This is a genomic window from Streptomyces sp. SID13031 (assembly GCF_010548305.1).
Lineage (GTDB): Bacteria > Actinomycetota > Actinomycetes > Propionibacteriales > Kribbellaceae > Kribbella.
Genome location: NZ_JAAGLV010000017.1, coordinates 1 through 24,954, shown reverse-complemented (window position 1 = coordinate 24,954; position 24,954 = coordinate 1). Strand labels below are relative to the sequence as shown.

Here is a 24,954-nt window from a genome sequence, read left to right as displayed (position 1 = left end):
CGCTCACAACCCCATCGTAGGGCGGCCCACCCGCAGCCCGCCCAACCGTCTCAACCCCACGATCGGCGCGGCCGGGAGTTGGGGAGGTTTGTTGCGGGCGCCGGGGTGGATCGTCGCCCGGACGGGGGGGATCAGTCTCTCCAATCGCCTTCGCCCACGGGTGTTGCCTAGGCCAGCCAGTACGTCCTCGTGTTGGTGAATTCGCGGATGCCGGCGGTGGCGAGTTCACGACCGTGGCCGCTGCGTTTGGTACCGCCGAAGGGGAGGCGGGGGTCGGAGGCGACGATGGCGTTGATGAAGGCGGCGCCTGAGGTGATTCGGCGGGCCGTCTCGACGCCGTGGTTTGCCGACCAGACACTAAGGCCCAGCCCGTACTGCGTGCTGTTGGCCAAGCTGATCGCCTCCTCCGCGTTGGCGGCGATGGTGACTGCCGCGAGCGGGCCGAAGGTCTCCTCGTCGAAGGCGGGCATGCCTCGAGCTACGTTCGTGAGGATCGTGGGCTCGAAGTAGTAGCCAGGGCCGTCGATTGGCCGGCCGCCGGTGAGGACCTTGGCGCCGGCCGCGACCGACTCGTCGACCTGGCGTTGCAGGGCCGTGCGGAGATCATCGCGGGCCAGCGGGCCGAGGGTGGTCGAGTGGTCTGCCGGATCGCCCGGCCGGAGTTCCTTCACGCCTTGGACAAAGGCTTCGATGAAGTCGTCGGCGATGGCTTCCTCGAGGATGAAGCGCTTGGCGCAGACGCAGCTCTGGCCGGAGTTCGTGAAGCGGGCTTTGACGGCTGCTGTCGCGGCCGCTTCGAGGTCGGCGTCGGCCAGCACGACAAAGGCGTCTGAGCCGCCGAGTTCGAGGACCGAGTGCTTCGATGCGCGACCGGCCGCCGCGCCGACCGCCGCGCCCGCGCGGTTGCTGCCGGTCAGGGTGACAGCGGCGATCCGGTCGTCGGCGATCAGCGCTTCGATCGTCGACGGGACTTTTTCCTCGTCGATGATCAAGGTAGTGATCAAGCCGTCGGGGAAGCCGGCGTCGAGGAAGAGTTGCTGCAGGGCAAGGGCTGAGCCGGTCACGTTCGGCGAGTGCTTCAGCAGGACTCCGTTGCCTGCGGCAAGGGTTGGGACGGCGAACCGCAGTACCTGCCAGACGGGGAAGTTCCAGGGCATCACGGCCAGGACGAGGCCGATCGGTTCGTACGCGATCCAGGCCTTCGCCGCCCCTACGTCGACCCGCTCATCGGCGAGGATGGCCGGCGCGTGCGCCGCGTAGTACTCGGCTGTGATCGCCGACTTCTCGATCTCGCCCGCTGCCTCGGCGATCGGTTTGCCCATCTCGGCGGTGATGAGAGCGGACAGTCGGGGCGACTCGACGCGGAGCACGCCGGCCAATCGGGTGAGTGATTCAAGGCGTAGTTCAAGGCTTGAATCACCCCAGGTTGCTGCGGTGGTGAAGCCTTGCTGGACGGCGTTTTCGAGCGCGGCCGGAGTCATCGGCTCGTACGACGCGAGCGGCTGGCCGGTGGCGGGGTTGGTCGTGGTGATCATTTGGTGGTCAGCCCGCCCCGATCGCTTTCGGACAGGTGCTCGAAGGTCTCGCCGGTCGCCGTGATCGTGCGCGTCACGTCGCGGCCGCCGTACACCCAGTAGATCCGCATCGGGCCGTCGCCCCGATTGAGGAAGCGATGCGGGATGCCTGCCTCCACCCAGGTCGCCTCACCCGCTACCAGGTCGAAGCGCTCGCCGTCGATCTCGGCGATCGCCTCGCCCTCGAGGATCAGCACGGACTCCTCGACGTTGTGGCTGTGCACGGGCAGTCCGGTACCGGGCGCGAAGCTGGTCTGGCCGGTGGTGATCCGGTTGGCGTCGGCGTTCCAGCGGCCGACGTACGGGATCGTGACGACGCCGTTGCCGCGGTCGAACGGCGTGACCTGGTCGGGGTGGATCAACAGGTTCATCGGTCGGCCTCCGGGCTGTGGTGGTGGAAGAGCCGGTTCGCCAGGGTGTTGGCCTGAGTCCCCGGTACTACGTGCTGGGCGACCGCTTCGCGCCATTGCTTGAAGTGCTGGGTGGAGCGGTGTTCCTCGACTGCTTTTTCATCGACATAGTTCTCGTTGAGGATGAAGTGGTGATCATCGGTGAGGTCTTGGCTGACGTCGAAGGACAGGCAGCCGGGCTCGTCGGTGAAGGAACGCTCGGCGTTGGTCCGGATCGCTTCGACGAACGGCTCGAGATGGTCGGGCAGAACCTGCAACGAGACGGTGAGAGTGATCATGCGGGCACGTCCTCTGTTGACGGCGGGGCGACTTCCTCGATTGGCAGGGCTGCCTGCTCGGTCGGCGGGGCGGCTTCCTTGGTTGGCGGCAAGGGGACGTTGGACTCGGCGGCGAGGGTGACGAGGCTTGTCCAGGTGGCGGGTGCGAGGTCGATGCCGTGGCTGTTGAGTTCGGCGTTGCGGTCCTCGAGTTCGCCGGGGACGAGGATCTCGGTGGCCCACGGGGCTTTGGGGGCATCGCGGGTGGCGTCGACGAGGGCTTCCACCCGCGCGGCGTACTCGGCTGGGTCTGCCATCGCGGCGACGTCGATCGTGAGCAGGAGGTGGCCCGCACCGCTCGTCTCCGTCGGCTGGTACGGGCCGGCCACCTCGTCACCGAACGCGCTTCCCGTAAGGACGCCGGCCAGGACGTCGAACATGAACGACATGACGTAGCCCTTGGGCCCGGCCATCGGCCGGATCAGGCCTTCGATCGCGGCGCGCGGATCGGTGGTGGGGCTGCCCTCGGCGTCGGCCGCCCAGCCCGGCGGGATCGGCGTACCGCGTTCGGCCGCCAGGTAGACCTTGCCTCGGGCAACGGCTGTGTTGGCGAGGTCCATCACCAGCACACCTCGCTTGCCGGCGGGGGCTGCAATGGACCACGGGTTGGTGCCGATGCTTTTCTGCTTGCCACCCCAGGGAGCCATCGCGGGGCTGGCGTTGGTACAGAGGAGGGCGATGCAGCCTTGCTCGGCGGCTCGCCGGGTGAAGTACGCCGCGGTGCCGAAGTGGCCGGAGTTGCGGATGCCGACCGCGCTGACCCCGTGGGCCTTGGCTCGCTCGACGCCGTGGGTGACCGCTTGGTCGGTGATGACCTGGCCGATGCCATGGCCGCCGTCGAGCACCAGCAGGGCGCCGGTGTCTCGGACGGTGGTGACGCGGGTGACTCGCTGGGTGGCGCCGCTGCGGAGGCGGGCGACATACCAGGGCAGCCGGAGCATGCCGTGGGACGCGTGGCCCCAGAGTTCGGCCATGACGAGGGTGTCGGCGAGCAGGTCGGCGTCGGGGGCGGGAACGCCTTCGGAGCGGAGTACGCCGGAGGTGAATGCGCGGAGCGCGCCGGGCGGGGACAGCTGGACCATGCCTTGCTCCGATCACGTGCGAGACTGGTGTCAGAGAAGCATACTTGTATACAAGTACGCAAAGGAGAGTTCGAATGACGGACAGAGTGCGACGCGCCTCCGGTGGCCAGGTCGTCTACGCCGAGCTGAAGCGACGCATCCTGTCGCTCGATCTGCCCCCGGGCCGGCGCCTGTTCGAGCCAGAGCTCTCGCAGCAGCTCCAGGTCAGCCGCACCCCCCTCCGCGAGGCCTTGCGCCTCCTCCTCGCCGAAGACCTGCTGGAGCAACTCCCCACCGGCGGCATGGTCGTCCGTTCGCTATCCCCCGAGGAGATCGAGGAGCTGTACTCCGTCCGCGCGGCACTCGAGGGCTTGATGGCCGCCGAGGCGGCAACCCGCATGACAGACGAGTCAGCCGAAGCCCTGAAGCTCCTGATAGCCCGCAATCGCCGCCTGGTCGACATCGCCGACGACGCAATGAACGCCGGCCACGCCTTCCACTTGAAGATCGCCGAAATCGCCACCAACTCCTGGGCCGCCCGCCTGCACGAACAGGTCGACGGCCAGATGGCCCGCTACCGAGCCTTCACCAACCAGTCCCAACCCCGCCGAACCGCAGCACTCCAGGAACACGAGTCAATCCTCGAAGCCCTGATCACCGGAAACGCCCCCCGCGCCCGAGAACTGGCCGAGGCCCACGTCCTGCACGCCCGAGACACAGCCCTGGCCGCCATCGGCGAACGCCTGCCCTAGACGCGCGTGCCGACCGACAGGACATACCGCCCGTACAGCGGCCAGCAGCCACCGCCGTGAGCGTGGCGCCCGCCCGAACGACCGACTATGTCCTGTCGGTAGGCACAGCCCACGGGAGCGATGCACGAAAGCCGATGGGTGCACTCCGAGCGCGTTACTTGGGGAGTAGGCGGTAGCGGCGCTCGGGGCGGCCGGCTACGCCGTAGCGGGGGTGCATTTCGGCTCGGCCGATGGTGACGAGGTGTTCGAGGTAGCGGCGGGTGCTGCTGCGGGACAGGCCGGTGAGGTCGGCGCATTCGGTGGCGGAGAGGTCTGGCTCGGGGGCTTCGGCGAGGGCTCGGAGGACGAGGGTGGTGGTTTCGGGGCTGATGCCTTTGGGGGGTGGGGTTCGGGTGGTGGTGGTGCGGAAGACTCGGTCCACCTCGTCCTGCTGGGCTTCGGTGAGGTGGTGCAACGACGCCTGGTGACCGGCGTAGTCCTCCAGGCGAGCTCGGAGGGATTCGACCTCGAAGGGCTTGACCAAGTACTGGAAGACGCCGCCGCGCAGCGCAGTACGGAGGGTTTCCAGGTCGCGGGCGGCGGAGATGACGATCACGTCGACGGGGTAGTCCGACGATGACTCGCGGAAGCGGCGGAGCACTTCCAGGCCGCTCATGTCGGGCAGGTAGATGTCGAGCAACACCAGGTCGGGGCGCAGGGTCCGGACGGCGGCGAGCGCGTCCATACCGGATCGGGCGGCGCCGACGACCTCGAAGCCTGGTTGGGATGCGACCACGCTCGAGTGCAGTCGCGCCACCATGAAGTCGTCGTCCACGACGAGGACCTGGATCACGTGCGCGCCTGGGCGAGCATCGGCAGCGTCGCCACGAACACCGCCCCGTTCTCGTTGTGCACCGTCACATCTCCACCCCGCTTCCGGCAGATCACCCGGACCAGCGCCAGCCCGATCCCCCGATCGTCCCCGGCATTGTCCTTCGTGCTGAACCCGTGCGTGAACACCCGATTCTGCATCGCACTGTCCACACCGGGCCCAGAGTCCCGTACTTCGATCCGTACCGCGCCCGCCGCCTCCAGCACCTCGACCGCGACGAACGGGTCCCGCGCACCCGTCGCCGCATCGAGCGCGTTGTCCACCAGGTTCCCCAGTACGGTCGAAACATCCGTCGCGAGCCGCTCGTCCAGCCGCGGCAGCCAAGTCCCCTGGTCGACGACGAAACTCACTCCGCGCTCGGCCGCCTGACTCGACTTCGCGATCAGCAGCGCGGCCACCGCCGGATCGGCCACCCGCGCGGTGATCCCAGCGGTCAATTCGGTCTGGTCAGCCGCAACCCGCTGGATATAACGGCGAACATCGTCGTACTCCCCCAGCTCGATCAACCCACTGACGATATGCATCCGGTTGCTGAACTCGTGCGCCTGCGCCCGCAACGTGTCGGTCGTGTTCCTGGTCAGATCCAATTCGCGCTGCAACTCGAGCAACTCGGTCCGATCGCGGAAGGTCGCGACCCACCCGATATGCCGGCCATGGCTACGTACCGGCATCCGGTTCAGGGTCAGCACCCGCCCGTGCAGCGGCAGGATCCGATCGGTCGCGATGTCCGTGCCGTCGAAGATCTCCCCCAACCGGCCGGTGTCATCGATATCCCCGAGGGAACGGCCAGCAGACGCGAGCGGTACGCCGAGCAGGTGGGCCGCCTCGTCGTTGACCATCGTGATCCGCCGATCCAGGTCGACCGCAAGCACACCTTCCTTGATGCCGTGCAGCAACGCCTCCCGCTGCTCGACCAGGCCGGTGATCTCGCGCGGCTCCAGTCCGAGCGTCTGCCGCTTCACCGTCCTTGCCAACAGCAACGATCCGATCACGCCCAGCAGACTCGCGATCCCCAGGTAGGTCAGCAGATTCGCCCGGGCCGCCGCCAGATTGGCCGTCCACGACGGATACTGCCGGCCGACCGCGACCACGCCGTCGGTCTCGCGGGTCTCCGCGTTGATGATCGGCGCCATCGCGAGCGCGGCCCCGGTGATCTCGTCCCGCCCCACCCAGGACCGGCCGAGGAACGCGTCGGTCTCCTGCAGCAACGGCTTGCCGGTGAGCGGCAGCGGATCGGTCGAGGCGATGATCTCGCGGTTGCTCAAGGCCACCACGACGTAGGTCGAACCGGAGAAGGTCCGCCCGGACTCCACCACGGACTTCGCCTGACTGACGAACTCCGGGCCACGTCCCGCCGCTGCCTCGCGAACCCCGGCGGTCACCGCGAGCCGCTCCGCCACCGCGAGCGCACGATTGCCTTCGGTCTCGCGGAAGCGCGCGTTCGACTGCGCCAGCGAGACCGCCGCGACGCCGACCAGGACGACCAGCACGATCAGCAGCTGGACGGCGAGCATCCGCCCGGCGAGCGTCCACCGCCGCCGTAGTACCACTCGTCGCCTGGTCTTCACGCCCCGATTGTGCTCGGCAGAGCCCCGGAGCGCCATCATCGCGTGAGCACAATGAACACAACTGAGTTTGCGGTAGTAACGATGACACCGTAACCGGACCACGCCACGCTGACGGGCAACCCGCACCACCGAAAGCCGAAAGCAAGGAGACTGCCGTGCGAGCACGGACGTGGTTCACCAGTATCACCGCTGTCGCAACGCTCGCCGTCGTAGCGGCGGGCTGTGGCGTCAGCGCCGACGACAACGCCTCGGGCGGCTCCAGCTCCGGCCCGGTGAAGGGCCTGCGCATCCTCGTCCCCAACTCCCCCGGCAGCGGTTACGACACCACTGCCCGCGCCGCAGCCAAGGCGATGCAGGACGCCAAGCTGTCCGACACCGTCGAGGTCTTCAACACCGCCGGCGCCGGCGGCACGGTCGGTCTGCAGCGCCTCGTCAACGAGCAGGGCAAAGAGGACCTGCTGATGCAGATGGGCCTCGGCGTCGTCGGGGCCGTCTTCACCAACAAGTCCAAGGCGACCCTGCAGGACACCGTCCCGATCGCGAAGATGGTCGAGGAGGCCGAGGCGATCGTCGTACCGAAGGGTTCGCCGTACACGACTCTGGACCAGCTGGTGGCGGCCTGGAAGGCCGACCCGGGCAAGGTGCCGGTCGGCGGCGCGTCCAACGCGGGCGGCCCGGACCACCTGACCCCGATGCTGCTGGCGAAGGCGGTCGGCGTACAGCCGAAGGACGTCAACTACGTCCCGTACGACGGCGGCGGCGAGCTGCTGACCGCGATCCTCGGCAAGAAGGTCTCCTTCGCCGCCACCGGTATCGGCGAGGTCGCCGAGCAGGCCAAGTCCGGTGACGTGAAGATCCTCGCCGTCACCAGCGCGGACAAGGTCGAAGGGATCGACGCGCCCACGCTGAAGAGCCTGAACGTCGACCTGGTCTTCACCAACTGGCGCGGCATCGTCGCGCCGCCCGGGCTGCCGGACGCGAAGAAGGCGCAGTACATCGACCTGCTCACCAAGATGCACGGCTCCGAGCAGTGGAAGAAGACTCTGACCGACCAGGGCTGGACCGACGCGTTCCAGACCGGTGACGAGTTCAAGGCCTTCCTCAACTCGGAGAACGACCGGGTCGCCGGCGTACTGCGAGAGCTGGGTCTCGTCGCCTGATGAGCGTCGTGAAGCAGGGCCGCTCCGAACTCGGGGTGGCCCTCCTCCTCCTGGTCCTCGGCGCCTGGGCCCTGATCGACGCGTCGCGGCTGCCCGACCTGGTGAGCCGCAGCCCGGTCAGCTCGAAGACGGTGCCGGTCGCGGTCGGCATCCTGCTCGTCGTCACGGCGGTCCTGCTCGCGGTGGACATCCTCCGCGGCGGCCGCGGCGAGCAGGAAGCAGGCGAGGACGTCGACCTGTCGCAAGGCAGTGACTGGAAGACGCTCGGGCTGCTGGTCGTCGCGTTCGTCGCCAACATCCTGCTGATCGACCGGCTCGGCTGGCCCGTCTCCGGCGCCGTGCTGTTCTTCGGTACGACGTTCGCGCTCGGCAGCCGGCACCTGATCCGCAACGCGATCATCTCGGTCGCCCTGTCGGTCAGTACCTGGTACCTGTTCAACCTCGGCCTCGGCATCGCGCTGCCGGTCGGGATCCTCAAGGGAATCCTCTGATGGACTCGCTCACCGAACTGCTGAACGGTTTCGCCACCGCGGCCCATCCGACCAACCTGCTCTACGCCTTCGTCGGCGTCCTGCTCGGCACTGCGATCGGCGTACTGCCCGGGATCGGCCCGGCGATGACGATCGCGCTGCTCCTCCCCCTCACCTACACGCTCGAACCGACCCAGGCGTTCATCATGTTCGCCGGGATCTACTACGGCGGCATGTACGGCGGCTCGACCACCTCGATCCTGCTCAACACCCCGGGTGAGAGCGCGTCGGTGGTGACGGCGATCGAAGGCAACAAGATGGCCCGCAAGGGCAGAGCGGCTGCCGCTCTGGCCACCGCTGCGATCGGGTCGTTCATCGCCGGCACCATCGGTACGCTCGCACTGGCGCTGGTCGCGCCGGGGATCGTCAAGCTGGCGATCAAGATGGGCGCTCCGGACTACTTCGCCGTGATGGTGCTCGCCTTCATCGCGGTCACCACCGTGCTCGGCTCGTCGAAGATCCGTGGCCTGGCGGCGCTCGCGATCGGCCTGCTCGTCGGCACCATCGGGATCGACCCGACGTCCGGCCAGCAACGGCTCACCCTCGGCCTGCCGGAGCTTGCCGACGGCATCGATGTCGTGGTGGTCGCGGTTGGCCTGTTCGCGGTCGGCGAGGCGTTGTGGATCGCGGCCCACCTGCGCCGTACGCCGGCCGAGATCATCACCGTCGGCGCCGCCCGGATGAGCCGGGAGGACTGGCGCCGGTCGTGGAAACCGTGGCTGCGCGGGACGGTGATCGGCTTCCCGTTCGGCGCGATCCCGGCCGGTGGCGCCGAGATCCCGACCTTCCTGTCCTACGTCACCGAGAAGAAGCTGAGCAAGCACCCTGAAGAGTTCGGTCACGGTGCGATCGAGGGCGTCGCCGGTCCTGAGGCGACGAACAACGCGTCGGCCGCGGGTGGTCTGGTTCCCCTGCTCACGCTGGGGATCCCGACCACCGCGACCGCCGCGGTGATGCTCGGCGCCTTCCAGGGGTACGGCATCCAGCCGGGGCCGCGGCTGCTACAGACGCAACCCGAGCTGGTCTGGGGTCTCGTCGCCAGCCTGTTCATCGGCAACGTGATCCTGCTCCTGCTGAACCTGCCACTGGCACCCATGTGGGCCAAGTTGCTGCGGATCCCGAGGCCGTACCTGTACGCCGGGATCCTGTTCTTCGCCAGCATCGGGGCCTACGCGGCCAACCTGTCGACCTTCGACCTGTGGCTGCTGCTCATCCTGGGCGCGCTCGGGTTCGGGATGCGGCGGTTCGGGCTGCCCGTAGTACCCGCGATCATCGGCATCATCCTCGGGCCGACCGCCGAGGAGCAGTTGCGCCGGGCGCTGCAGATCAGCGACGGGCATGTCAGCGGACTCACCAACACGTGGTTCTCGAAGATCGTGTACTTCGTGATCCTGCTCGTACTCGTGGTGCCGCCGCTTGTCGCGCGACTCCGCAAGCGCGAGCCCGCCGAACTGGCCAAGGTAGGAGACTGAGATGGCGATCGTAGTCGGCTACGTGCCGACCCCCGAAGGCGTCGCGGCACTGGACAGCGCCATCGACGAGGCAAAGCTGCGCGGGCAACGGCTCGTGGTGGTGAACTCGTCCCGCGGCGAATCCCTGGTGGACAAGCGATTCGCGTCCGATGCCGAGTGGCAGTCGGTCGAACAGCGGCTCGCGGAGTCGGGCGTCGAGCACGAGCTGACCCAACTGGTGGCGAGCAAAGATGCAGCCGATCAGATCCTCCGGCTGGCCGACGAGCTGAACGCCGAACTCATCGTGATCGGCCTCCGCCGCCGCACCCCGGTCGGCAAACTCATCCTCGGCAGCCAGGCCCAAACCATCCTCCTGGAAGCCGAATGCCCAGTGCTGGCAGTGAAGTCTCCCGTACATACCGACAGGATGTAGTGCCGATACCGCGGCCGGCCGCCGCCTCGATGAGCGTGGCGACCGGCCACACGGCCGACTACTTCCTGTCGGTATGTACGAGACAGGTCAGAGAAGCACCAGGTCATCCCGGTGCACGACTTCGCGCTCGTAGGTTGGGCCGAGTTCGCGGGCTAGGTCTCGGGTGGAGCGGCCTAGGAGGTCGGGGAGTTCTGTGGAGTCGTAGTTGACCAGGCCGCGGGCGATTACTGCGCCTGCGGGTGAGATGAGGTCGACCGGGTCGCCGGCCGAGAAGGTGCCCTCGACGGCGGTGATGCCGGCTGGGAGCAGGGAGCTGCGGCGTTCTGTGACGGCTCGGACGGCGCCTTCGTCGAGCAGGAGGCGCCCTTGCCCCAAGGTCGCGTGGGCGAGCCAGAGTAGGCGGGTTTTGCGGCGGCGGCCGGTCGGGTGGAAGAGGGTGCCGACCGGGTCGCCGCGGAGGGCTTCGCCGACGCGGGCGGCGGACGTCAGTACGACCGGGATCCCTGCCTCGGTGGCGATTGCGGCGGCTTCGACCTTGGTCTGCATACCGCCCGTGCCGACGCCGGAGCTGCCGGTGCGGCCGATCTGGAGCGGCTTGAGGTCAGCGGGTCCGTGGACGTCGGTGATCATCGTCGTACCAGGTTTGCGTGGGTCGCCGTCGTACAGGCCGTCCACGTCGGAGAGCAACACGAGCAGGTCGGTGTGGACGAGGTGGCTGGTCAGCGCGGCCAGCCGGTCGTTGTCGCCGAAGCGGATCTCGGTCGTTGCGACGGTGTCGTTCTCGTTGACGATCGGGACGACACCGAGCTCGAGCAGGCGGGCGAAGGTGCGGTAGGCGTTGCGGTAGTGGCTTCGGCGGGTGACGTCGTCGACGGTCAGCAACACCTGGCCGACGCGGAGTCCGTGGGCGGCGAAGGCGTCGCTGTAGCGGGCCATCAGCAGGCCCTGGCCGACCGAAGCGGCCGCTTGCTGGGTCGCGAGGTCACGCGGTCGCGACCGCAGGCCCATCGGCGCGAGGCCGGCCGCGATCGCCCCGGAGGAGACGAGCACGACCTCGGTACCTTCGACGCACCGCGCGGCGATCGCGTCGACGAGCAGCCGCAGCCGGTCGAGATCGATCCGGCCGCGCTGGGTGAGCGACGACGAACCGACCTTCACGACGATCCGCCCGGCCTTGACGACCTCAACCCGTTGTTTCATGTCCCGCATCAGTGTTCCTGACTAGTGGGAGCTGAGAGGAGGCCGGCGTCGTCGGCGGCCTCCGGTCAGGTGTGTGTTAGTTGTTGCTCTCGGCATCGATGTCGATGACCTCGCCGAGTGCGTACAGGCGCTCGGACTCCAGTTCGTCGGCGGCGGCCTGCTCGCGGGCTTGTTTGCGCGCCAGCCTCTCGGCCGCCTTCTGAGCCGCCTTCGCCTCCGCCGGGGTCAGGTCGACCTCGTCCTCGACCCAGCCCTTGCCGTACTCCGAGAGGTCGGCCGGGCGCTCGACCTCGCCCTCCCGCAGTGCGTGGTACTGGTAGTCCTTGTCCTTGCGGCGCTGCGCCGCCGGACGGTCCTCGTCCAGCCGCTGGTCCTCGCCACGGCGAGACAGCAGCTCCGCACCGGCCTGGACCTCGGGAGCGAAGTCGAAGACGACCGCGTTCGGGCCGTCGCCGATCGTCACCTCGTCGCCCGCCACCGCGCCCAGCTCGAGCAATTCGCGCTCGACCCCGAGCCGGTTCAGCCGGTCTGCCAGATAGCCGGTCGCCTCGGCGTTGGTGAAGTCGGTCTGCCGGACCCAGCGCTCGGGCTTGTCGCCCTGGACCAGCCAGCCGCCCTCGGGGGTCTTCTTGACCTTGAACTCCTGGCCACCGGTCGCGCGTGGCCGGATGATGATCCGGGTGGTGTCCGGCTTCTCCTCCTCGGCGCGACGCTTGGCGACGATCTCGGCCATCGCGAACTTCAGCCCGTCCAGGCCTTCGTGGCTCGCCGTCGAGATCGAGAACACCTTCAGGCCGCGCGCTTCGAGCTCCGCCGTGACCATCTCGGCGATCTCCTTGGCATCAGGCACGTCGATCTTGTTCAGGGCGATCAGCCGTGGCCGGTCCTCCAGGCCGCCGTGGGCCTTGAGCTCCGCCTCAATCGTGTCGAGGTCGCTCAGCGGGTCCCGCCCGGGCTCGTACGTCGCGCAGTCGATCACGTGCACCAGCGCGGCGCAGCGCTCGACGTGGCGCAGGAAGTCGTGGCCGAGACCGCGTCCCTCGCTCGCACCCTCGATCAGGCCCGGCACATCGGCCACGGTGAAGATGTGCTCACCGGCGACGACGACACCCAGGTTGGGGATCAAGGTGGTGAAGGGGTAGTCCGCGATCTTCGGGCGGGCCCGGCTGATCGAGGCGATCAGCGAGGACTTGCCCGCGCTCGGGAAGCCGACCAGGCCGATATCCGCGACGACCTTGAGCTCGAGCACGATCGTGCGCTCTTCACCGTCTTCGCCGAGCAGGGCGAAGCCGGGAGCCTTACGGCTGGAGCTGGCCAGGGCGGCGTTACCGAGACCGCCCTTGCCGCCGGCGGCCGCGATGTACTCGGAGCCGGCGCCGATCAGGTCGGCCAGCACTTCGCCTTCCGGAGTACTGATCACTGTGCCGTCCGGGACGGGCAGGATGATGTCGCCGCCCCTGCTGCCGGCCTGGTGATCGCCCTTGCCCTGCATACCGCTCGTGGCGGAGCGGTGCGAGGAGCGGTGGTAGTCGACGAGCGTGGTCTGGTCGAGGTCGACGCGCAGGATGATGCTGCCGCCGTCACCGCCGTTGCCGCCGTCGGGGCCACCGAGTGGCTTGAACTTCTCGCTGTGCACCGAGGCGCAGCCGTTTCCGCCGTTGCCGCCGGTGACGTGCACCGTGACCCGGTCGACAAAGCTGGGGATCGCCATCGGTGTATCTCTACTTCCTGCTGGGAGAACTTACTTCTGCTGTGGAACGGCCTCTGGACAGGCTCCGTACGCAGCTGGCTGCGCAAAGCTCTCTGTACATAGCCGAAGGGCGGGCCGCGCTATTCCGCGGACCCGCCCTTCGAAAAGGCTTGTGACTCGAACCGGGTGGCGGTGTTACTCCGCCGGGGCCGGGACGATGTTGACGACGCGACGTCCGCGACGGACGCCGAACTCGACCTTGCCCTCGGCGAGCGCGAAGAGCGTGTCGTCGCCACCACGGCCGACCAGGGTGCCCGGGTGGAAGTGGGTGCCGCGCTGGCGAACGATGATCTCGCCGGCGTTGACCAGCTGGCCGCCGAAGCGCTTCACGCCGAGCCGCTGCGCGTTGGAGTCGCGACCGTTACGGGTCGACGCTGCTCCCTTTTTGTGTGCCATTTTTGAATCAGCTCCCCTTCTTCTCGCCGGAAGAAGACAGTTTCTTGGCGTCGATCGCGGTGACCTTGACCTGGGTGTAGTGCTGGCGGTGCCCCTGGCGCTTGCGGTAACCGGTCTTGTTCTTGTACTTGAGGATGTGGATCTTCGGGCCCTTGGTACGGCCGAGGACCTCAGCCGAGACGGCCACCTTGGACAAAGCGGCGGCATCGGTCGTCACGGTGTCGCCATCGACGACGAGGACTGCGGTCAGCGAAACGCTGTCGCCGACCTGGTCCGTCAGGCTGTCGATCTCGATGACATCGCCGACGGCGACCTTCTGCTGGGTGCCGCCACTGCGCACGATCGCGTACACCGTGGATCTCACTCTCTATTGTTCGGAAGTCTTAACAAGGGGCCTGCACAGGCCGCCAAATTTCTGCGGCCCACGCTCGTGCCACAAAAAAGGAGGCACGCATGACGCGCGCCGAAAGACAAGAATACGGCGCGCGTCATGAGTGGGTCAAACTGGGGTGGACGCCAGCTCCGGAGTGCTCACTCCGGTGTCGGATCCGTTGTTACCTGAATCACTGTCACCGCTGTCCGCGGCCTTACCCCGCCCACGGCTGCTCCGCCGCCGGCGAGGGGTCCCATTACGCCCAGAACCGTTCTGCTGAGCCTTCTCACCGTCGTCGCCCTCCGACTGGTCGCCGTGGGCCTGATCGCCCTGCGAGTGGTCGTCCTGCGCGGCCTGGGGCTGGTCGCCACCGGCCTGCTCAGCCTGCTGATCGCCCTGCGACCGGCCGCCCTGCGAGCGCCGCCCACGGGAGCGCCTACGGCTCGTCCCCTCGGGCTTGTCGCCCTCAGCGGCAGCCTCGCCCGCCGAGACCTGCTCGGCCTGCGCGTCGGACGCGGCGTGAGCGTCAGCCTGCGGCTGACCGCTCGCGGCGTGAGCGTCGTCGGCCCCACCCTGGGAGTGAGTCGCTGCCGACCCCTCCGCAGTTGAGCCGGCGTACGAAGTAGCCGGCGTTTCGGCGTGCGGAGCAGCCGGCTCGCCGTTCGACGCGGCAGCGATCTGGGCCAGGCGCTGGGCTGCGTCGCCGTTGTGGGTCGACTCTTCCTCGCCACCGTCGCGACGGCCCTTGCCGCGGTTGCGGCTCCGGCTCGTCTTCTTGGCGGCTTCGCCTTCGGGCTTCTGGTCGTGCGAGTGCTGTTGTTGCTGCTGGCCACGACCGCGGCCGTCGTCCTGCCGGCGGCGGGACTCCTTCGGCTCGTCGTGCAGGATCAGCCCACGGCCACCGCAGTGGTCGCAGTTCTCGCTGAACGCCTCCAGCAGGCCCGTCCCGATCCGCTTGCGCGTCATCTGGACCAGCCCGAGCGACGTCACCTCGGCGACCTGGTGCTTGGTCCGGTCGCGGCCCAGGCACTCCACCAGCCGGCGCAGTACGAGGTCGCGGTTGAGCTCCAGCACCATGTCGATGAAGTCGATCACGATGATGCCGCCGATATCGCGCAGCCTGAGCTGGCGAACGATCTCCTCGGCCGCTTCCAGGTTGTTCTTGGTGACCGTCTCCTCGAGGTTTCCCCCGGAGCCGGTGAACTTCCCGGTGTTGACGTCGACGACCGTCATCGCCTCGGTCCGGTCGATGATCAGCGAACCACCCGACGGCAGCCAGACCTTGCGGTCCAGCGCCTTCTTGATCTGCTCGTCGATCCGGTAGTTCGAGAAGACGTCGCCGGAGCTGCCGTCGTCCCACTTCTCCACCCGGTCGGCCAGGTGCGGAGCGACGTACGCGACGTACTCCTTGACCTGGTCGTAGGCCTCGTCACCAGAGATGACGAGCTTGGAGAAGTCCTCGGTGAACAGGTCGCGGACGACCCGGATGAGCAGGTCGGGCTCGCCGTGCAGCAGCGCGGGCGCCTGGCCACCCTTCGACAGCTTGTCGATCTCGGTCCAGTACGACTGCAGGCGGCTGACATCCGAGGTCAGCTCCTCCTCGGTCGCACCCTCGGCCGCGGTGCGCACGATCACGCCGGCCTCGTCCGGGACGATGTCCTTGAGGATGCCCTTGAGCCGGTTGCGCTCGGTGTCGGGCAGCTTGCGGCTGATCCCGCCGTTGCCGCCGCGCGGTACGTACACGACGTAACGGCCGGGCAGGCTGATCTGGTTGGTGAGCCGGGCGCCCTTGTGGCCGATCGGGTCCTTGGTCACCTGGACCAGGACCGCCTGACCGGACTTGAGCACCGACTCGATCTTGCGCGGGCCGTTGGCGCCACCGAGGGTCGCCCAGTCCACCTCACCGGCGTACAGGACCGCGTTGCGGCCCTTGCCGATGTCGATGAACGCGGCCTCCATGCTGGGCAGCACGTTCTGGACGCGGCCCAGGTACACGTTGCCGATCAGCGAGACCTGCTCCTCCTGGGCGACGTAGTGCTCGACCAGGACGTTGTCCTCGGAGACCGCGATCTGGGTGAGGTCACCACGGACCCGGATCACCATCGTCCGCTCGACCGACTCGCGCCGGGCCAGGAACTCGGCCTCGGTGACGATCGGCGCGCGGCGGCGACCGGCGGCGCGGCCCTCGCGGCGGCGCTGCTTCTTCGCCTCCAGGCGGGTCGAGCCCTCGACCGCGGTGATCTCGTTGTTCACGGTCTTGCTGCGCGGCTCGCGAACGCGGACGACCGTCTCGTCCGGGTCGTCGGCGGCTATCCCGGCATCCTCGCCCTTGCGGCGACGACGGCGACGGCGGCGGCGCGACGAAGTACCGGAGCCTTCTGCCTCGTCGTCGGACTCGGCGTTCTGGTCGCCGTCCTCGGAGTCATCGTCTTGCTGGTCCTCGTCGGACTCGTCGACCTCGTCGGCGTTGTCGTCGGAGTCGGTTTCACCGGCCTTGCGGCGGCGACGGCCACCACGGCGGCGACGGCGACGACGGGTCGCTTCGCCTTCCTCGCCGTCGTTCTCGTCGGCTTCGGCATCGTTCTCGTCGGTGTCGTCATCGGCCTCGGTGTCACGCGCCTGGTCGAGCACGGGCTCGGCGCGGTCCGCGGCGACCTCTTCGGCGTCCCGCGTGCGCCGGCTGCGGCGACGACGGGTCGTGCTGGGCTGCTCGTCGGCAACCTCGGTGGTCTCCTGCGCCTCGACCTCGACTACCTCGGCGGTTGCGGCGGCCTCGGCTGCACGCTCGGCGGCCGTGGAACGACGGCGGGTACGACGGCCGGCGGGCGCCTCGTCGGGCGTGGCTTCCGGCGTGGCCTCGACCGCGCTGGTTGCTGCGGCCTTTGCGGGCACCTCAGTCGGAGCCTGGAACAGCACGGCAGCGGCTGCCGGAGCGCGGCGGCGCGACCTACGAGCCGGAGCCTCGGTGGCTGCTAGGAGCGCTGCTGCTTCCGCGGCGGCGATCTCGGCCGCTGCTGCCTCGGCGGCGGCCAGCTCTTCCTCGGTCAGCTGCTCTTCGGGGAGCTCGGCGGCGGCTACTGGGCCGTCGGTCAGCGGAGTGTCCGCGGAGAGGAGGTCGGGCTGCGGGGCAGCGGCGGCCTTCTTCGTGGTGCGCTTGCGGGTGGTGGTCTTCTTCGCCGTACGCGCCGGAGCAGGCTGCTCAGCGGTCTCGGCGGCCGGGGCGTCGCCCGTGTCCAGGAGCGAGTCCTGGGTGGTGGCGCTCGCGGCGGCCTTCTTGGCGGGGCGCTTGGCGACCGCCTTCTTGACCGTGCGCTTGGCCGTGACCTTCTTGGCCGGCGCGGGCGCCGGGTCAGCGGTCTCGGCATCGGACTGGGTGCTGACGGCCTCGGCTTCAGCCGGGACGGCCGCAGCAGCCTTCTTGGTCGTGCGCTTGCGGGCGGTCGCCTTCTTGGCCGGCGCCTGCTTGGCGGCGGGCTGCTTGGCAGCGCGCCTGGTTGTGGGGGCGGTGGCGGCCGTGTCGGCTGCCTCGTTGGTGGTCGGCTCGTTGTCGAGCATGTGGTGCGGGTCTCCTCAGGCCCTCCGGCGCACCCTGCGGCCCCTGTCACGGGTCCGGCGCTGCCAGCTGGCGGTCACGGTTCGCCGCTGCCGGGTGCAAATCCGGTACGGCGGAAGCCTTCTGGATCCGCTCCTTGCAGCGCCCTCAGGGCACTACTGGAGCGGCGGCGTCGCCCTCCGCTACATGCGTCTGCTGGTCAACCGCCTGGCCGGTCGCGGTCGCCTGGGTGGCGTCGCGGTCACGAGCGAGCGGATCGTCCACAGTGCCGGTTTCCGCGCTGAGCGGGCCCTGGGCGAGCCTGGTCAGAAGAGCCGGGCCCGTCACCGGGAGCGTCGCTAGTTGCAGTACGCCGGCGAGAACATCGTCGGGTCTCACGGCCGGGGTTCCGTGCCGTAACACCACTTGCAGTATCGCACACGTCGCAACCGGCACCGGTTCACTGCCGACGGTGAGTCGGAGAACGGCCTCCCGACAATCGAACGAGCGAAGCCCCCGTTTGGTCATGCGCTCGACCAGAATTTCCTCCCGGGCGAGGAACGCCGCGACGGCCGGCTCGGCCTCGGCCGGATCCACGCCTGGCAATGCGATCAGCCACTCGCTGGCCTCCAGCTGGTCGGCCAGCGCTCCCGGCCCGGCGACGACCACCTCGACCACGTCCAGTCCGGGCGGCAATGCCTCGTCCAGGTCGGCCCGGACCTGCTCGGCGTCGCGCTCGTGTGTGAGCGAGATCTCCAGGTACTCCGCCTCCGAGGCGGCTCCGGTCGGCGCGGCACCGGCGTACGAGATCTTCGGGTGCGGACTGAAGCCGTGCGAGAACGCCACCGGGAGCTCGGCCCGCCGGACGGCCCGCTCGAACGCGCGCTGGAAGTCGCGGTGCGAGGTGAATCGCAGCCGCCCGCGCTTGGCGAAGCGGATCCGCAACTTCTGGACCGCGGGGAGCTGCTGGGACGGCGGAGCCTGTACTGGTGCCACAGCGGCATTCTCGCAGCTGAACCGCCGTCGCCTCGCATCTCCGGCCCAGCTCGGCGCGATCCGGCGTACCGGGAGGCTGTGGCGCCGCGGTGGTTGACAACCGGGCCGGTCCCCCGTCATTCTCTCCACCAAGTGGTTGGTGGAGAGGGGAAAGTGATGGCGGGGACGAAACGGGGACTGCAGGCGGCCGGGGTCGAGCGTCGCGAGGCGCTGGTGCGGGCGGCGTTCCAGGGCATCGTCGAGCACGGGATCGGTGGGCTGCGGCTGCGCGCGGTGGCCGCGGCGGCGGGGATCGACCACACGACGATCCATCACTACTTCCCTGGCAAGCAGGACCTGATCACCGCCGTCGCCGACTACGCGACCGCTCAGTTGCGCGCCACCCCGGCGGACGGCGACCCGGCCGAGCGCCTCCGCGAGCACCTGCACACGCAGGGCGCCAAGATCACCGAGAACCCCGAGCTTTTCGTCGTACTACGGGAGCTGGATCTCAGGGCGATGCGCGATCCCGAGGTCGCAGAACTCGTGGCGAGCCGCGAAGCGGGGTGGCGGAAGTCGCTGATCACGCTGATCGAGGAAGCCCAGGCAGCACCGGACACACCGGCGACGACGACGGCTGACCTGATCATCGGCGCGGTCAAGGGCGCCAGCCTCAACCCGGCCACCGCGGACGCCGTACTGCGCTCCCTCGCGCTCAGGCTGGCCGGCTGATGGACCGGCTCGCGGGGTGGGACGAGCACAATCGCGGGCGCCGCCTTCGAGTGCTCGTCATCGGGGGTGGCATCGGCGGACTTTGCCTGGCCCAGGGGCTGCACCGGGCCGGTATGGACGTCACCGTCTTCGAGCGCGACGACGCACCCGATGCGCGGACGCAGGGGTACCGGTTGAACATCGAGCCCGTCGGGAGCGAGGCGCTCCATCACTGTCTGCCCAGTGCGTTGTGGGACCGATTCGTCGCTACAGCAGGCGATCCAGGGCCAGGGATGGGGTTTTCGACGAGCAGTTGCGATTGCTGATGCGGGAGTACAGCAACGCGGACTCGTCGGATCCGGTGCGCGCCGTGCACTCGGTCAGCCGGGTCAGCCTGCGCGCCATCTTGTTGTCCGGGCTGGGGACCGTCGTGCGCTTCGGGAAGGTCTTCACCGGCTACGAGGTCTCTGCATCCGGGGCGGTGACAGCGACTTTCGACGACGGCAGCACCGCGACCGGCGACGTACTGGTCGGCGCGGACGGGGTGCGATCAGTGGTTCGGCGGCAGCTGCTGCCGGCTGCCGGGTACGCCGATCCGCGGGCGATCGGGATCGGTGGGAAGCTCGCGCTCACGCCAGAGACCGAGGCCTGGCTACCGGTGCAGCTGACCAGCAGCAAGAACATGATCCTGCCCCGGCGGGACTTCCTGTTCACGTCGGTGTTCCGGCGCCGCGACCCCTCGGACACCACCGACTCGGACTACGTGATGTGGGCCTATGTCGCTCATCGCTCGGCGTTGCCGGCCGACCTGCAGGGTCACGTTCTGGCCCGCCTGGGCGGCTGGCATCCCGACCTCCGGCGGCTGGTCGGCGAGTCCGACCCGTCGTCGATCCAGAGCTTCGATTTCACCGCCGGGCAGCGAGTCAGCGGTTGGGAGAGCCGCCCGGTGACGCTGTTGGGTGACGCGATCCATCCGATGCCGCCGGTCGGCGGGCTTGGTGGGAACGCTGCACTGTTCGACGCCCGGACGCTCTGCGCCGCGCTGACGGCGGTACAGAGCGGTGAGCGGTCGTTGGTTGAGGCTGTTCGGGGCTACGAGTCGGCCATGCGGGCGCACGGGTTCGGCGCGGCTGCGGAGGCGCAGCGGTACACGAAACTGGCGGCTTCCCGGAGCCGGGTCCTGCGCCGGACGGCACGTGGGTTCTTCCGCTTCTGCGGATTGGTGCCGCCCGTGCGCAGGGCCATCTTCGAGTAGGCGGTCAGAGGCCGCTGCATTGGCCGGCTCGGGGGCCGGAGACGTGGTTGGGGGCCTGCAGGTTGCTCGGTGCGGCCGCGTTGGAGGAGCAGGTCAGCGGGCCGTTGATGGTGTTGCCGGCCAGTACTACGGGGTCCGACGTGCTCGCCTTGGTCACGGAGACCGGGCCGCTGACGGTCGTACCGACCAGGACTGCGCTTCGGGTGGTACCGGTGAGGGTCACCGGGCCGCTGACCGCCGTACGGAGCAGGTGGAGGTCTGCCGCTTTGGTGGCGTTGACCGGGCCGGAGATTTTGGTGTCGGTGGCAACCAGTGAGGCGCCTTCGCGGACTGCGACCGGGCCGTTGATGGTGGCATTGGTCAGGCAGGTCACGCCGGAATCCACTGTGAGCGGGCCGTTGCGGATGCCGGTGATGGTGGTGGTGCAGGTCGGTGCGGGGCGCAACAACGTGACGGCGAACCGGCCCGGGGTGGCGATGTTGCCGGGGGCATCGATCGCGCGGTACTCGACCTGGTGGCGGCCGTAGCCCGAGGGGACGTTGTCCCATGGGACGACCCGGGGGGCGCCGAGCTTGCCGTAGACGAGCTGGTCGATCTCGGTGCCCTCGGCGGTGAACTTGAAGGGGGCGTTGGCGTCGGTGGGCCAGCCGTAGTAGTTGTACCAACCATCACCGTCGACGCGGAACTCCGGTACGACGTAACCGGCGCTGTCGTCCGTGGCCTTGAGGCCCATCGTGAAGGCGTCGTTGTAGATGTACTCCGGGCCGGTGGGCTTGGTGATCTTGAGGAGTGGCTTGGACAGGGTGGGGTCGACGGTCGGGCCTGCGCCGTCGATCTCCCAGGTGCGGGTGTCCGTGCCGGTGGTGGCGGTGAGGGTGTGGCGGCCGGTGAGGTTGAGCGGGGCGAGAGGGAGGTCGCGGTCGTTGCCCGGGTTGGGTGTCACCACTCCGTCGACCCGCCACTCGACCGGGGGCTGCTCGGTGTCCGACTGGGTCGTCTCCACATAAACCACCTCATCCGCATTCACCGGGTGCTCGGTAGAGGTCGAGGTGGTGAAAGTCGGCTGGACGGCGGCGGCAGCTGGGGCTGGGGCTGGGGCTGGGGCTGGGGCTGGGGCTGGGGTGATGGTCCAGGTGCGGGTGGCGGTGAGGGCTGGGGAGGCTTTTACTGCGGGGTCTCGGACGAAGGTGGTGGGGTCGGTGATTTTGGCGGTCAGGGTGTGGGGGGCGGGGGTGAGAGGGACGGTGCTCAGGTTGATGGAGCGTTGGTTGTTGGTGGGGAGGGGGGTGTTGTCGAGGGTCCAGGTGACTGTCAACTCGTGGCTGGCGGGGTGGAGGGTTTGGAGCCAGACGACCTGGGTGGGGGTTACTGGGCCGGGTGGGGTGCTGGCTTGGATGAGGGTGGCTCGGGAGGAGATTCGCTGGGTCATGCGTTCGCGGGAGACCTGGTCGAAGTAGTAGCCGAGGACCTTCATCATCGAGTGCTTGCTGGGCCGCCAGACGCCGCTGCCGGCGTACATGCCCGCCTCGTAGCGGCCGATCGGACCGCCGGATTCGGACGGCTCCCCCAGCCAGCGGAACCACTTCTTCTGCTGGTCGAGCAACTGCTGTTCGGTCAGCAGCGTGTGGTGGATCGACGAGGGCTCGGGACCCTCGTACGCCGCCCCGCGGTCGCCGCGAGCGTAGTAGTCGTACTCGTCCTGGAGCCCGCCGAGCGAGTGGCCGAGCTCGTGCGGCGTGATCAGCGCGGAGAGCGCGTTGCCACCGGACGCCGTCGCGTAGGTACCACCCGCGCCGCCGTACGTGTTGCTGTTGCCGATAGCAAGAATCTGCCGGTTGGCCGTGGTCGTGCCGGGAACCAGATCGGCGTACTGCGCCGCGGCGGTCGCGCTGACCGTGAGGAGGCGCTGGACGGACCCCGGGTTGCAGCCACCCCAGAAGCCCATCTGGAGCGGGGTGTCGACCTTGGGCGAGGTCAGGTTGGGGTCGCAGTCGACACCGCTCTCGGGCGAGGGGATCTCGACGGCGTACACGTTGATGTAGTTGCGATAGGTCTTGAACGGCTCGATGCTCCAGAGCACGTTCAGGTGCTTGTCCACCTGCTCGCGGAACTTCGGCAGATCGGCGGCCGTGTAACCGTCACCCATCACCACCAGGTTGAACCGCGAGGACGCCGGCCCGGTCACCTGCAACGGCACCACCGTCGCCGCGCCTGCCACGAGGGGCGCCGCGGCGGGCTCCCCCGCACTGGCCGCCAGCGGGACACCGCCGAAGGCCGCTGCGGCGACACCCAGCAACGCGATCAGACGTCCGGCCTTGAAACGAGTCCTCACAACCCGGCCCTCCCCAGTTCCCCAGCGCCCCGGAATGGCTCGCGGCGAGCCCGCCGTGAGAAGCCTACGAAGCCGGCCCCGGAGTTGTCAGCGGTTCCCGCGCGGCGAAACTTGCCAGCGGCCAGGAGCGGGCCGGGGCGCCGTACGGCATCATGAGGGCTCGGGGAAACGTGAGGAAAGGACATCGATGACGGAACCGGCACAGTCGCCGCAGTTCGAGCCGGAGCCGGAGCGCTCGGTCGACAACGCCGGTGACGGCGATGGCAAGGGCATCTACTGGGTGCTGAAGAACGTCGTGGTCGGCCCGCCGGTCAAGCGCATCTTCCGCCCGAAGGTGGAGGGCGGCGAGAACATCCCCGAGATCGGTCCGGCGATCATCGCGAGCAACCACCTGTCCTACGCGGACTGGATCTTCATGCCGCTGGTGCTGCGCCGCCGGGTCACCTTCGTCGCCAAGTCGGACTACTTCACCGGGGCCGGGATCAAGGGCCGGTTCCAGCGCGGCTTCTTCAAGGGCACCGGCCAGGTCCCCATCGACCGGTCCGGCGGCTCGGCGTCCGAGGGCGCGATCAAAGCCGGCCTGAAGGTGCTGGAACGCGGCGACCTGTTCGGCATCTACCCCGAGGGCACCCGCTCCCACGACGGCAAGCTCTACAAGGGCCGGACCGGCGTCGCCCGGCTCGCGCTGGAGGCCCGCGTCCCGGTGATCCCGGTCGGCGTGATCGGCACCGACGTGGTCGCTCCCCCGGGCAAGGTGGTCGCTTCGCTGGCCTCGCCGACGATCAAGTTCGGCGAGCCGCTGGACTTCTCCCGGTATGAGGGGATGGAGGGCGACCGGCTCATCCTGCGCGCCGTCACCGACGAGATCATGTACCGGATCATGGAACTGTCCGGCCAGGAGTACGTCGACATGTACGCCACCAAGGCCAAGTCGCTGGAGGGCCGGGCGACCACCGGCGCCCCCAAGAAAGTCCGCAAGTCGGACACCTGAGTCAAGGGGTGAGACAGGGTGGCACTAGGCTGGGAAACCGTGGACGGACCTATCGCGTACCAGGGTGAGCCAGGAGCCAATTCGGCGATGGCGTGCACCGAGATGTTTCCCGACCGCGAACAGCTGCCCTGTACGACCTTCGAGGACGCCCTCGAAGCGGTCAGCACTGGTCGCGCCGGGCTGGCGATGATCCCGGTGGACAACTCGATCGCCGGCCGGGTGGCGGACATCCACCACCTGCTGCCGGACTCCGGGCTGCACATCATCGGCGAGTTCTTCCTGCCGATCCACTTCCAGCTGCTGGCCACCCCCGGTACTGCGATCGAGTCGATCAAGACCGTCCGCAGCCACGTGCACGCGCTCGGCCAGTGCCGCAAGATCATCCGTGAGCACGGCTGGTCGACGGTCGTCGCCGACGACACCGCCGGTGCGGCCCGCGAGGTCTCGGAGCTCGAAGACCCGACCGTCGCCGCGCTCTCGCCGGTCGCCGCGGCCGGGCTCTACAGGCTGGACATCCTGGCCGAGGACGTCGAGGACGAGCACCACAACACCACCCGGTTCCTGGTGCTGTCCCGCGAGCCGCAGGTGCCCGCGGCCGGCTCGGGGCCGACGATCACGAGCTTCGTCTACCGGGTCCGGAACGTGCCCGCCGCGCTCTACAAGGCGATGGGCGGCTTCGCGACGAACGGCGTCAACATGACCAAGCTGGAGAGCTACCAGCTCGGCGGCTCGTTCTTCGCGACCCAGTTCTATGCCGACGTCGAGGGCCACCCCGAGGACCCGAACGTCGCCCTCGCGCTGGAGGAGCTCGCCTTCTTCTCCGTCGAGGTCCGCCTGCTCGGCGTCTACCCTGCTCACCCGTTCCGCGAGCAGATCGCCGAACCAGCCGCCAACCGGGCCCTCCGCCCGCACCACTAGCCCCCACCACTAGCCCCCCACCTCGCCCCGCGCGCCCGCCGCGCCCCTCGCCGCGCCCTCGCGCCGCGCCCCTCGCGCCGCGAGCCACTTTGTGCACGACGTGAGCACTTGGCCCGGGTCTGGTTGCTCACGTCGCGCACAAAGTGAAACCTGGCGCAAGGGGTCGGGCGACCTTGTGCACGACGTGAGCGTGGATCGCGGCGACGGACGCTCAGCCCGTGCACAAAGTGGAGCCTGGCCGCGGGCGGCGCGGGCGGTCGGCGGTGGGCGGTGGGCGGTGGGCGGTGGGTGGTCGGTGGTCGGTGGTCGGTGGTCGGTGGTCGGTGGTGGTCGGTGGTGGTCGGTGGTGGGCGGCGGGCGGCGGGCGGCGGGCGGCGGGCGGCGGGCGGCGGGC

22 protein-coding genes and 1 pseudogene are annotated in these 24,954 nt (G+C 68.9%); 10 read left to right on the top strand and 13 right to left on the bottom strand.

From position 1 onward, the window contains the following. Window positions 1-167: 167 nt before the first annotated feature. The 4 genes from G3I17_RS29300 to G3I17_RS29285 are packed head-to-tail and all read right to left on the bottom strand — an operon-like array spanning window position 168 to window position 3,383. Window positions 168-1,535 (bottom strand): aldehyde dehydrogenase family protein, encoded by a 1,368-nt coding sequence (locus G3I17_RS29300; RefSeq protein ID WP_164600855.1) that lies wholly within the window; start codon window positions 1,533-1,535, stop codon window positions 168-170. Then, on the bottom strand, window positions 1,532-1,945 hold the full coding sequence (locus tag G3I17_RS29295) for a cupin domain-containing protein (protein WP_164600854.1): 414 nt from the start codon (window positions 1,943-1,945) through the stop codon (window positions 1,532-1,534). Before G3I17_RS29295 ends, G3I17_RS29300 begins: the two co-directional genes overlap by 4 nt. Beyond that, window positions 1,942-2,262, bottom strand: coding sequence for a putative quinol monooxygenase (locus G3I17_RS29290; protein WP_164600853.1), 321 nt, complete (start codon window positions 2,260-2,262; stop codon window positions 1,942-1,944). Before G3I17_RS29290 ends, G3I17_RS29295 begins: the two co-directional genes overlap by 4 nt. Then, window positions 2,259-3,383: an Ldh family oxidoreductase gene (locus G3I17_RS29285; RefSeq protein WP_164600852.1), complete on the bottom strand. Its 1,125-nt coding sequence runs from the start codon at window positions 3,381-3,383 to the stop codon at window positions 2,259-2,261. Before G3I17_RS29285 ends, G3I17_RS29290 begins: the two co-directional genes overlap by 4 nt. Window positions 3,384-3,457: 74 nt before the next feature. On the opposite strand from G3I17_RS29285, the gene G3I17_RS29280 reads away from it, so the two are divergent. Further along, window positions 3,458-4,114 carry a GntR family transcriptional regulator gene (locus G3I17_RS29280; protein WP_164600851.1) on the top strand — a complete coding sequence of 219 codons (657 nt, stop codon included), beginning with the start codon at window positions 3,458-3,460 and terminating at the stop codon, window positions 4,112-4,114. Window positions 4,115-4,268: 154 nt separating this feature from the next. On the opposite strand, the gene G3I17_RS29275 is transcribed toward G3I17_RS29280, so the two are convergent. Further along, entirely contained in the window at window positions 4,269-4,946 is a 678-nt protein-coding gene (locus G3I17_RS29275; protein WP_164600850.1) for a response regulator, read from the bottom strand. Beyond that, window positions 4,943-6,553: a sensor histidine kinase gene (locus G3I17_RS29270; protein ID WP_203590931.1), complete on the bottom strand. Its 1,611-nt coding sequence runs from the start codon at window positions 6,551-6,553 to the stop codon at window positions 4,943-4,945. The genes G3I17_RS29275 and G3I17_RS29270 overlap by 4 nt, the downstream gene beginning before the upstream one ends. Window positions 6,554-6,708: 155 nt before the next feature. On the opposite strand from G3I17_RS29270, the gene G3I17_RS29265 reads away from it, so the two are divergent. The 4 genes from G3I17_RS29265 to G3I17_RS29250 are packed head-to-tail and all read left to right on the top strand — an operon-like array spanning window position 6,709 to window position 10,127. Beyond that, window positions 6,709-7,713 (top strand): tripartite tricarboxylate transporter substrate binding protein, encoded by a 1,005-nt coding sequence (locus G3I17_RS29265; RefSeq protein ID WP_164600849.1) that lies wholly within the window; start codon window positions 6,709-6,711, stop codon window positions 7,711-7,713. Next, window positions 7,713-8,204, top strand: a complete 492-nt coding sequence (locus G3I17_RS29260) for a tripartite tricarboxylate transporter TctB family protein (protein ID WP_164600848.1) — start codon at window positions 7,713-7,715, stop codon at window positions 8,202-8,204. The genes G3I17_RS29265 and G3I17_RS29260 overlap by 1 nt, the downstream gene beginning before the upstream one ends. Continuing rightward, window positions 8,204-9,715 carry a tripartite tricarboxylate transporter permease gene (locus tag G3I17_RS29255; protein ID WP_164600847.1) on the top strand — a complete coding sequence of 504 codons (1,512 nt, stop codon included), beginning with the start codon at window positions 8,204-8,206 and terminating at the stop codon, window positions 9,713-9,715. The genes G3I17_RS29260 and G3I17_RS29255 overlap by 1 nt, the downstream gene beginning before the upstream one ends. A gap of 1 nt (window position 9,716) precedes the next feature. Continuing rightward, window positions 9,717-10,127: a universal stress protein gene (locus G3I17_RS29250; RefSeq protein WP_164600846.1), complete on the top strand. Its 411-nt coding sequence runs from the start codon at window positions 9,717-9,719 to the stop codon at window positions 10,125-10,127. 87 nt (window positions 10,128-10,214) lie between these two features. On the opposite strand, the gene proB is transcribed toward G3I17_RS29250, so the two are convergent. From proB to G3I17_RS29220, 6 genes and pseudogenes are all read right to left on the bottom strand, one after another. Then, window positions 10,215-11,336 carry a glutamate 5-kinase gene (proB, locus tag G3I17_RS29245; protein ID WP_203590930.1) on the bottom strand — a complete coding sequence of 374 codons (1,122 nt, stop codon included), beginning with the start codon at window positions 11,334-11,336 and terminating at the stop codon, window positions 10,215-10,217. Window positions 11,337-11,640: 304 nt separating this feature from the next. Next, window positions 11,641-13,032 (bottom strand): annotated as a pseudogene (gene obgE, locus G3I17_RS29240) (GTPase ObgE); the annotation flags it as partial. A gap of 180 nt (window positions 13,033-13,212) precedes the next feature. Continuing rightward, the gene (gene rpmA / locus G3I17_RS29235; RefSeq protein WP_020388387.1) at window positions 13,213-13,473 is read right to left on the bottom strand and encodes a 50S ribosomal protein L27; all 261 of its coding nucleotides are present in this window, start codon (window positions 13,471-13,473) and stop codon (window positions 13,213-13,215) included. Window positions 13,474-13,480: 7 nt separating this feature from the next. After that, window positions 13,481-13,825: a 50S ribosomal protein L21 gene (gene rplU, locus G3I17_RS29230; protein WP_164600991.1), complete on the bottom strand. Its 345-nt coding sequence runs from the start codon at window positions 13,823-13,825 to the stop codon at window positions 13,481-13,483. A gap of 147 nt (window positions 13,826-13,972) precedes the next feature. Then, window positions 13,973-17,401 (bottom strand): Rne/Rng family ribonuclease, encoded by a 3,429-nt coding sequence (locus G3I17_RS29225; RefSeq protein WP_239063026.1) that lies wholly within the window; start codon window positions 17,399-17,401, stop codon window positions 13,973-13,975. Window positions 17,402-17,546: 145 nt separating this feature from the next. After that, entirely contained in the window at window positions 17,547-18,374 is an 828-nt protein-coding gene (locus G3I17_RS29220) for a TIGR03936 family radical SAM-associated protein (RefSeq protein ID WP_164600843.1), read from the bottom strand. Between the two features lie 156 nt (window positions 18,375-18,530). Between G3I17_RS29220 and G3I17_RS29215 the strand changes: the two genes are divergently transcribed. Genes G3I17_RS29215 through G3I17_RS29205 form a run of 3 tightly spaced genes read left to right on the top strand, consistent with a single transcriptional unit; the run spans window position 18,531 to window position 20,319 of the window. Next, window positions 18,531-19,085 (top strand): TetR/AcrR family transcriptional regulator, encoded by a 555-nt coding sequence (locus G3I17_RS29215; protein WP_164600842.1) that lies wholly within the window; start codon window positions 18,531-18,533, stop codon window positions 19,083-19,085. Then, window positions 19,085-19,390, top strand: coding sequence for an FAD-dependent oxidoreductase (locus tag G3I17_RS29210; RefSeq protein WP_164600841.1), 306 nt, complete (start codon window positions 19,085-19,087; stop codon window positions 19,388-19,390). Before G3I17_RS29215 ends, G3I17_RS29210 begins: the two co-directional genes overlap by 1 nt. Then, window positions 19,315-20,319, top strand: a complete 1,005-nt coding sequence (locus G3I17_RS29205) for an NAD(P)/FAD-dependent oxidoreductase (protein ID WP_343238451.1) — start codon at window positions 19,315-19,317, stop codon at window positions 20,317-20,319. Before G3I17_RS29210 ends, G3I17_RS29205 begins: the two co-directional genes overlap by 76 nt. A gap of 4 nt (window positions 20,320-20,323) precedes the next feature. On the opposite strand, the gene G3I17_RS29200 is transcribed toward G3I17_RS29205, so the two are convergent. Beyond that, on the bottom strand, window positions 20,324-22,651 hold the full coding sequence (locus G3I17_RS29200; RefSeq protein ID WP_164600839.1) for a M64 family metallopeptidase: 2,328 nt from the start codon (window positions 22,649-22,651) through the stop codon (window positions 20,324-20,326). Between the two features lie 187 nt (window positions 22,652-22,838). Between G3I17_RS29200 and G3I17_RS29195 the strand changes: the two genes are divergently transcribed. Both G3I17_RS29195 and G3I17_RS29190 read left to right on the top strand, forming a co-directional pair. Beyond that, window positions 22,839-23,642, top strand: a complete 804-nt coding sequence (locus G3I17_RS29195) for a lysophospholipid acyltransferase family protein (RefSeq protein ID WP_164600838.1) — start codon at window positions 22,839-22,841, stop codon at window positions 23,640-23,642. A 102-nt stretch (window positions 23,643-23,744) separates the two neighbouring features. Beyond that, window positions 23,745-24,560, top strand: coding sequence for a prephenate dehydratase (locus G3I17_RS29190; RefSeq protein ID WP_239063033.1), 816 nt, complete (start codon window positions 23,745-23,747; stop codon window positions 24,558-24,560). The last annotated feature ends 394 nt before the right edge of the window (window positions 24,561-24,954 follow it).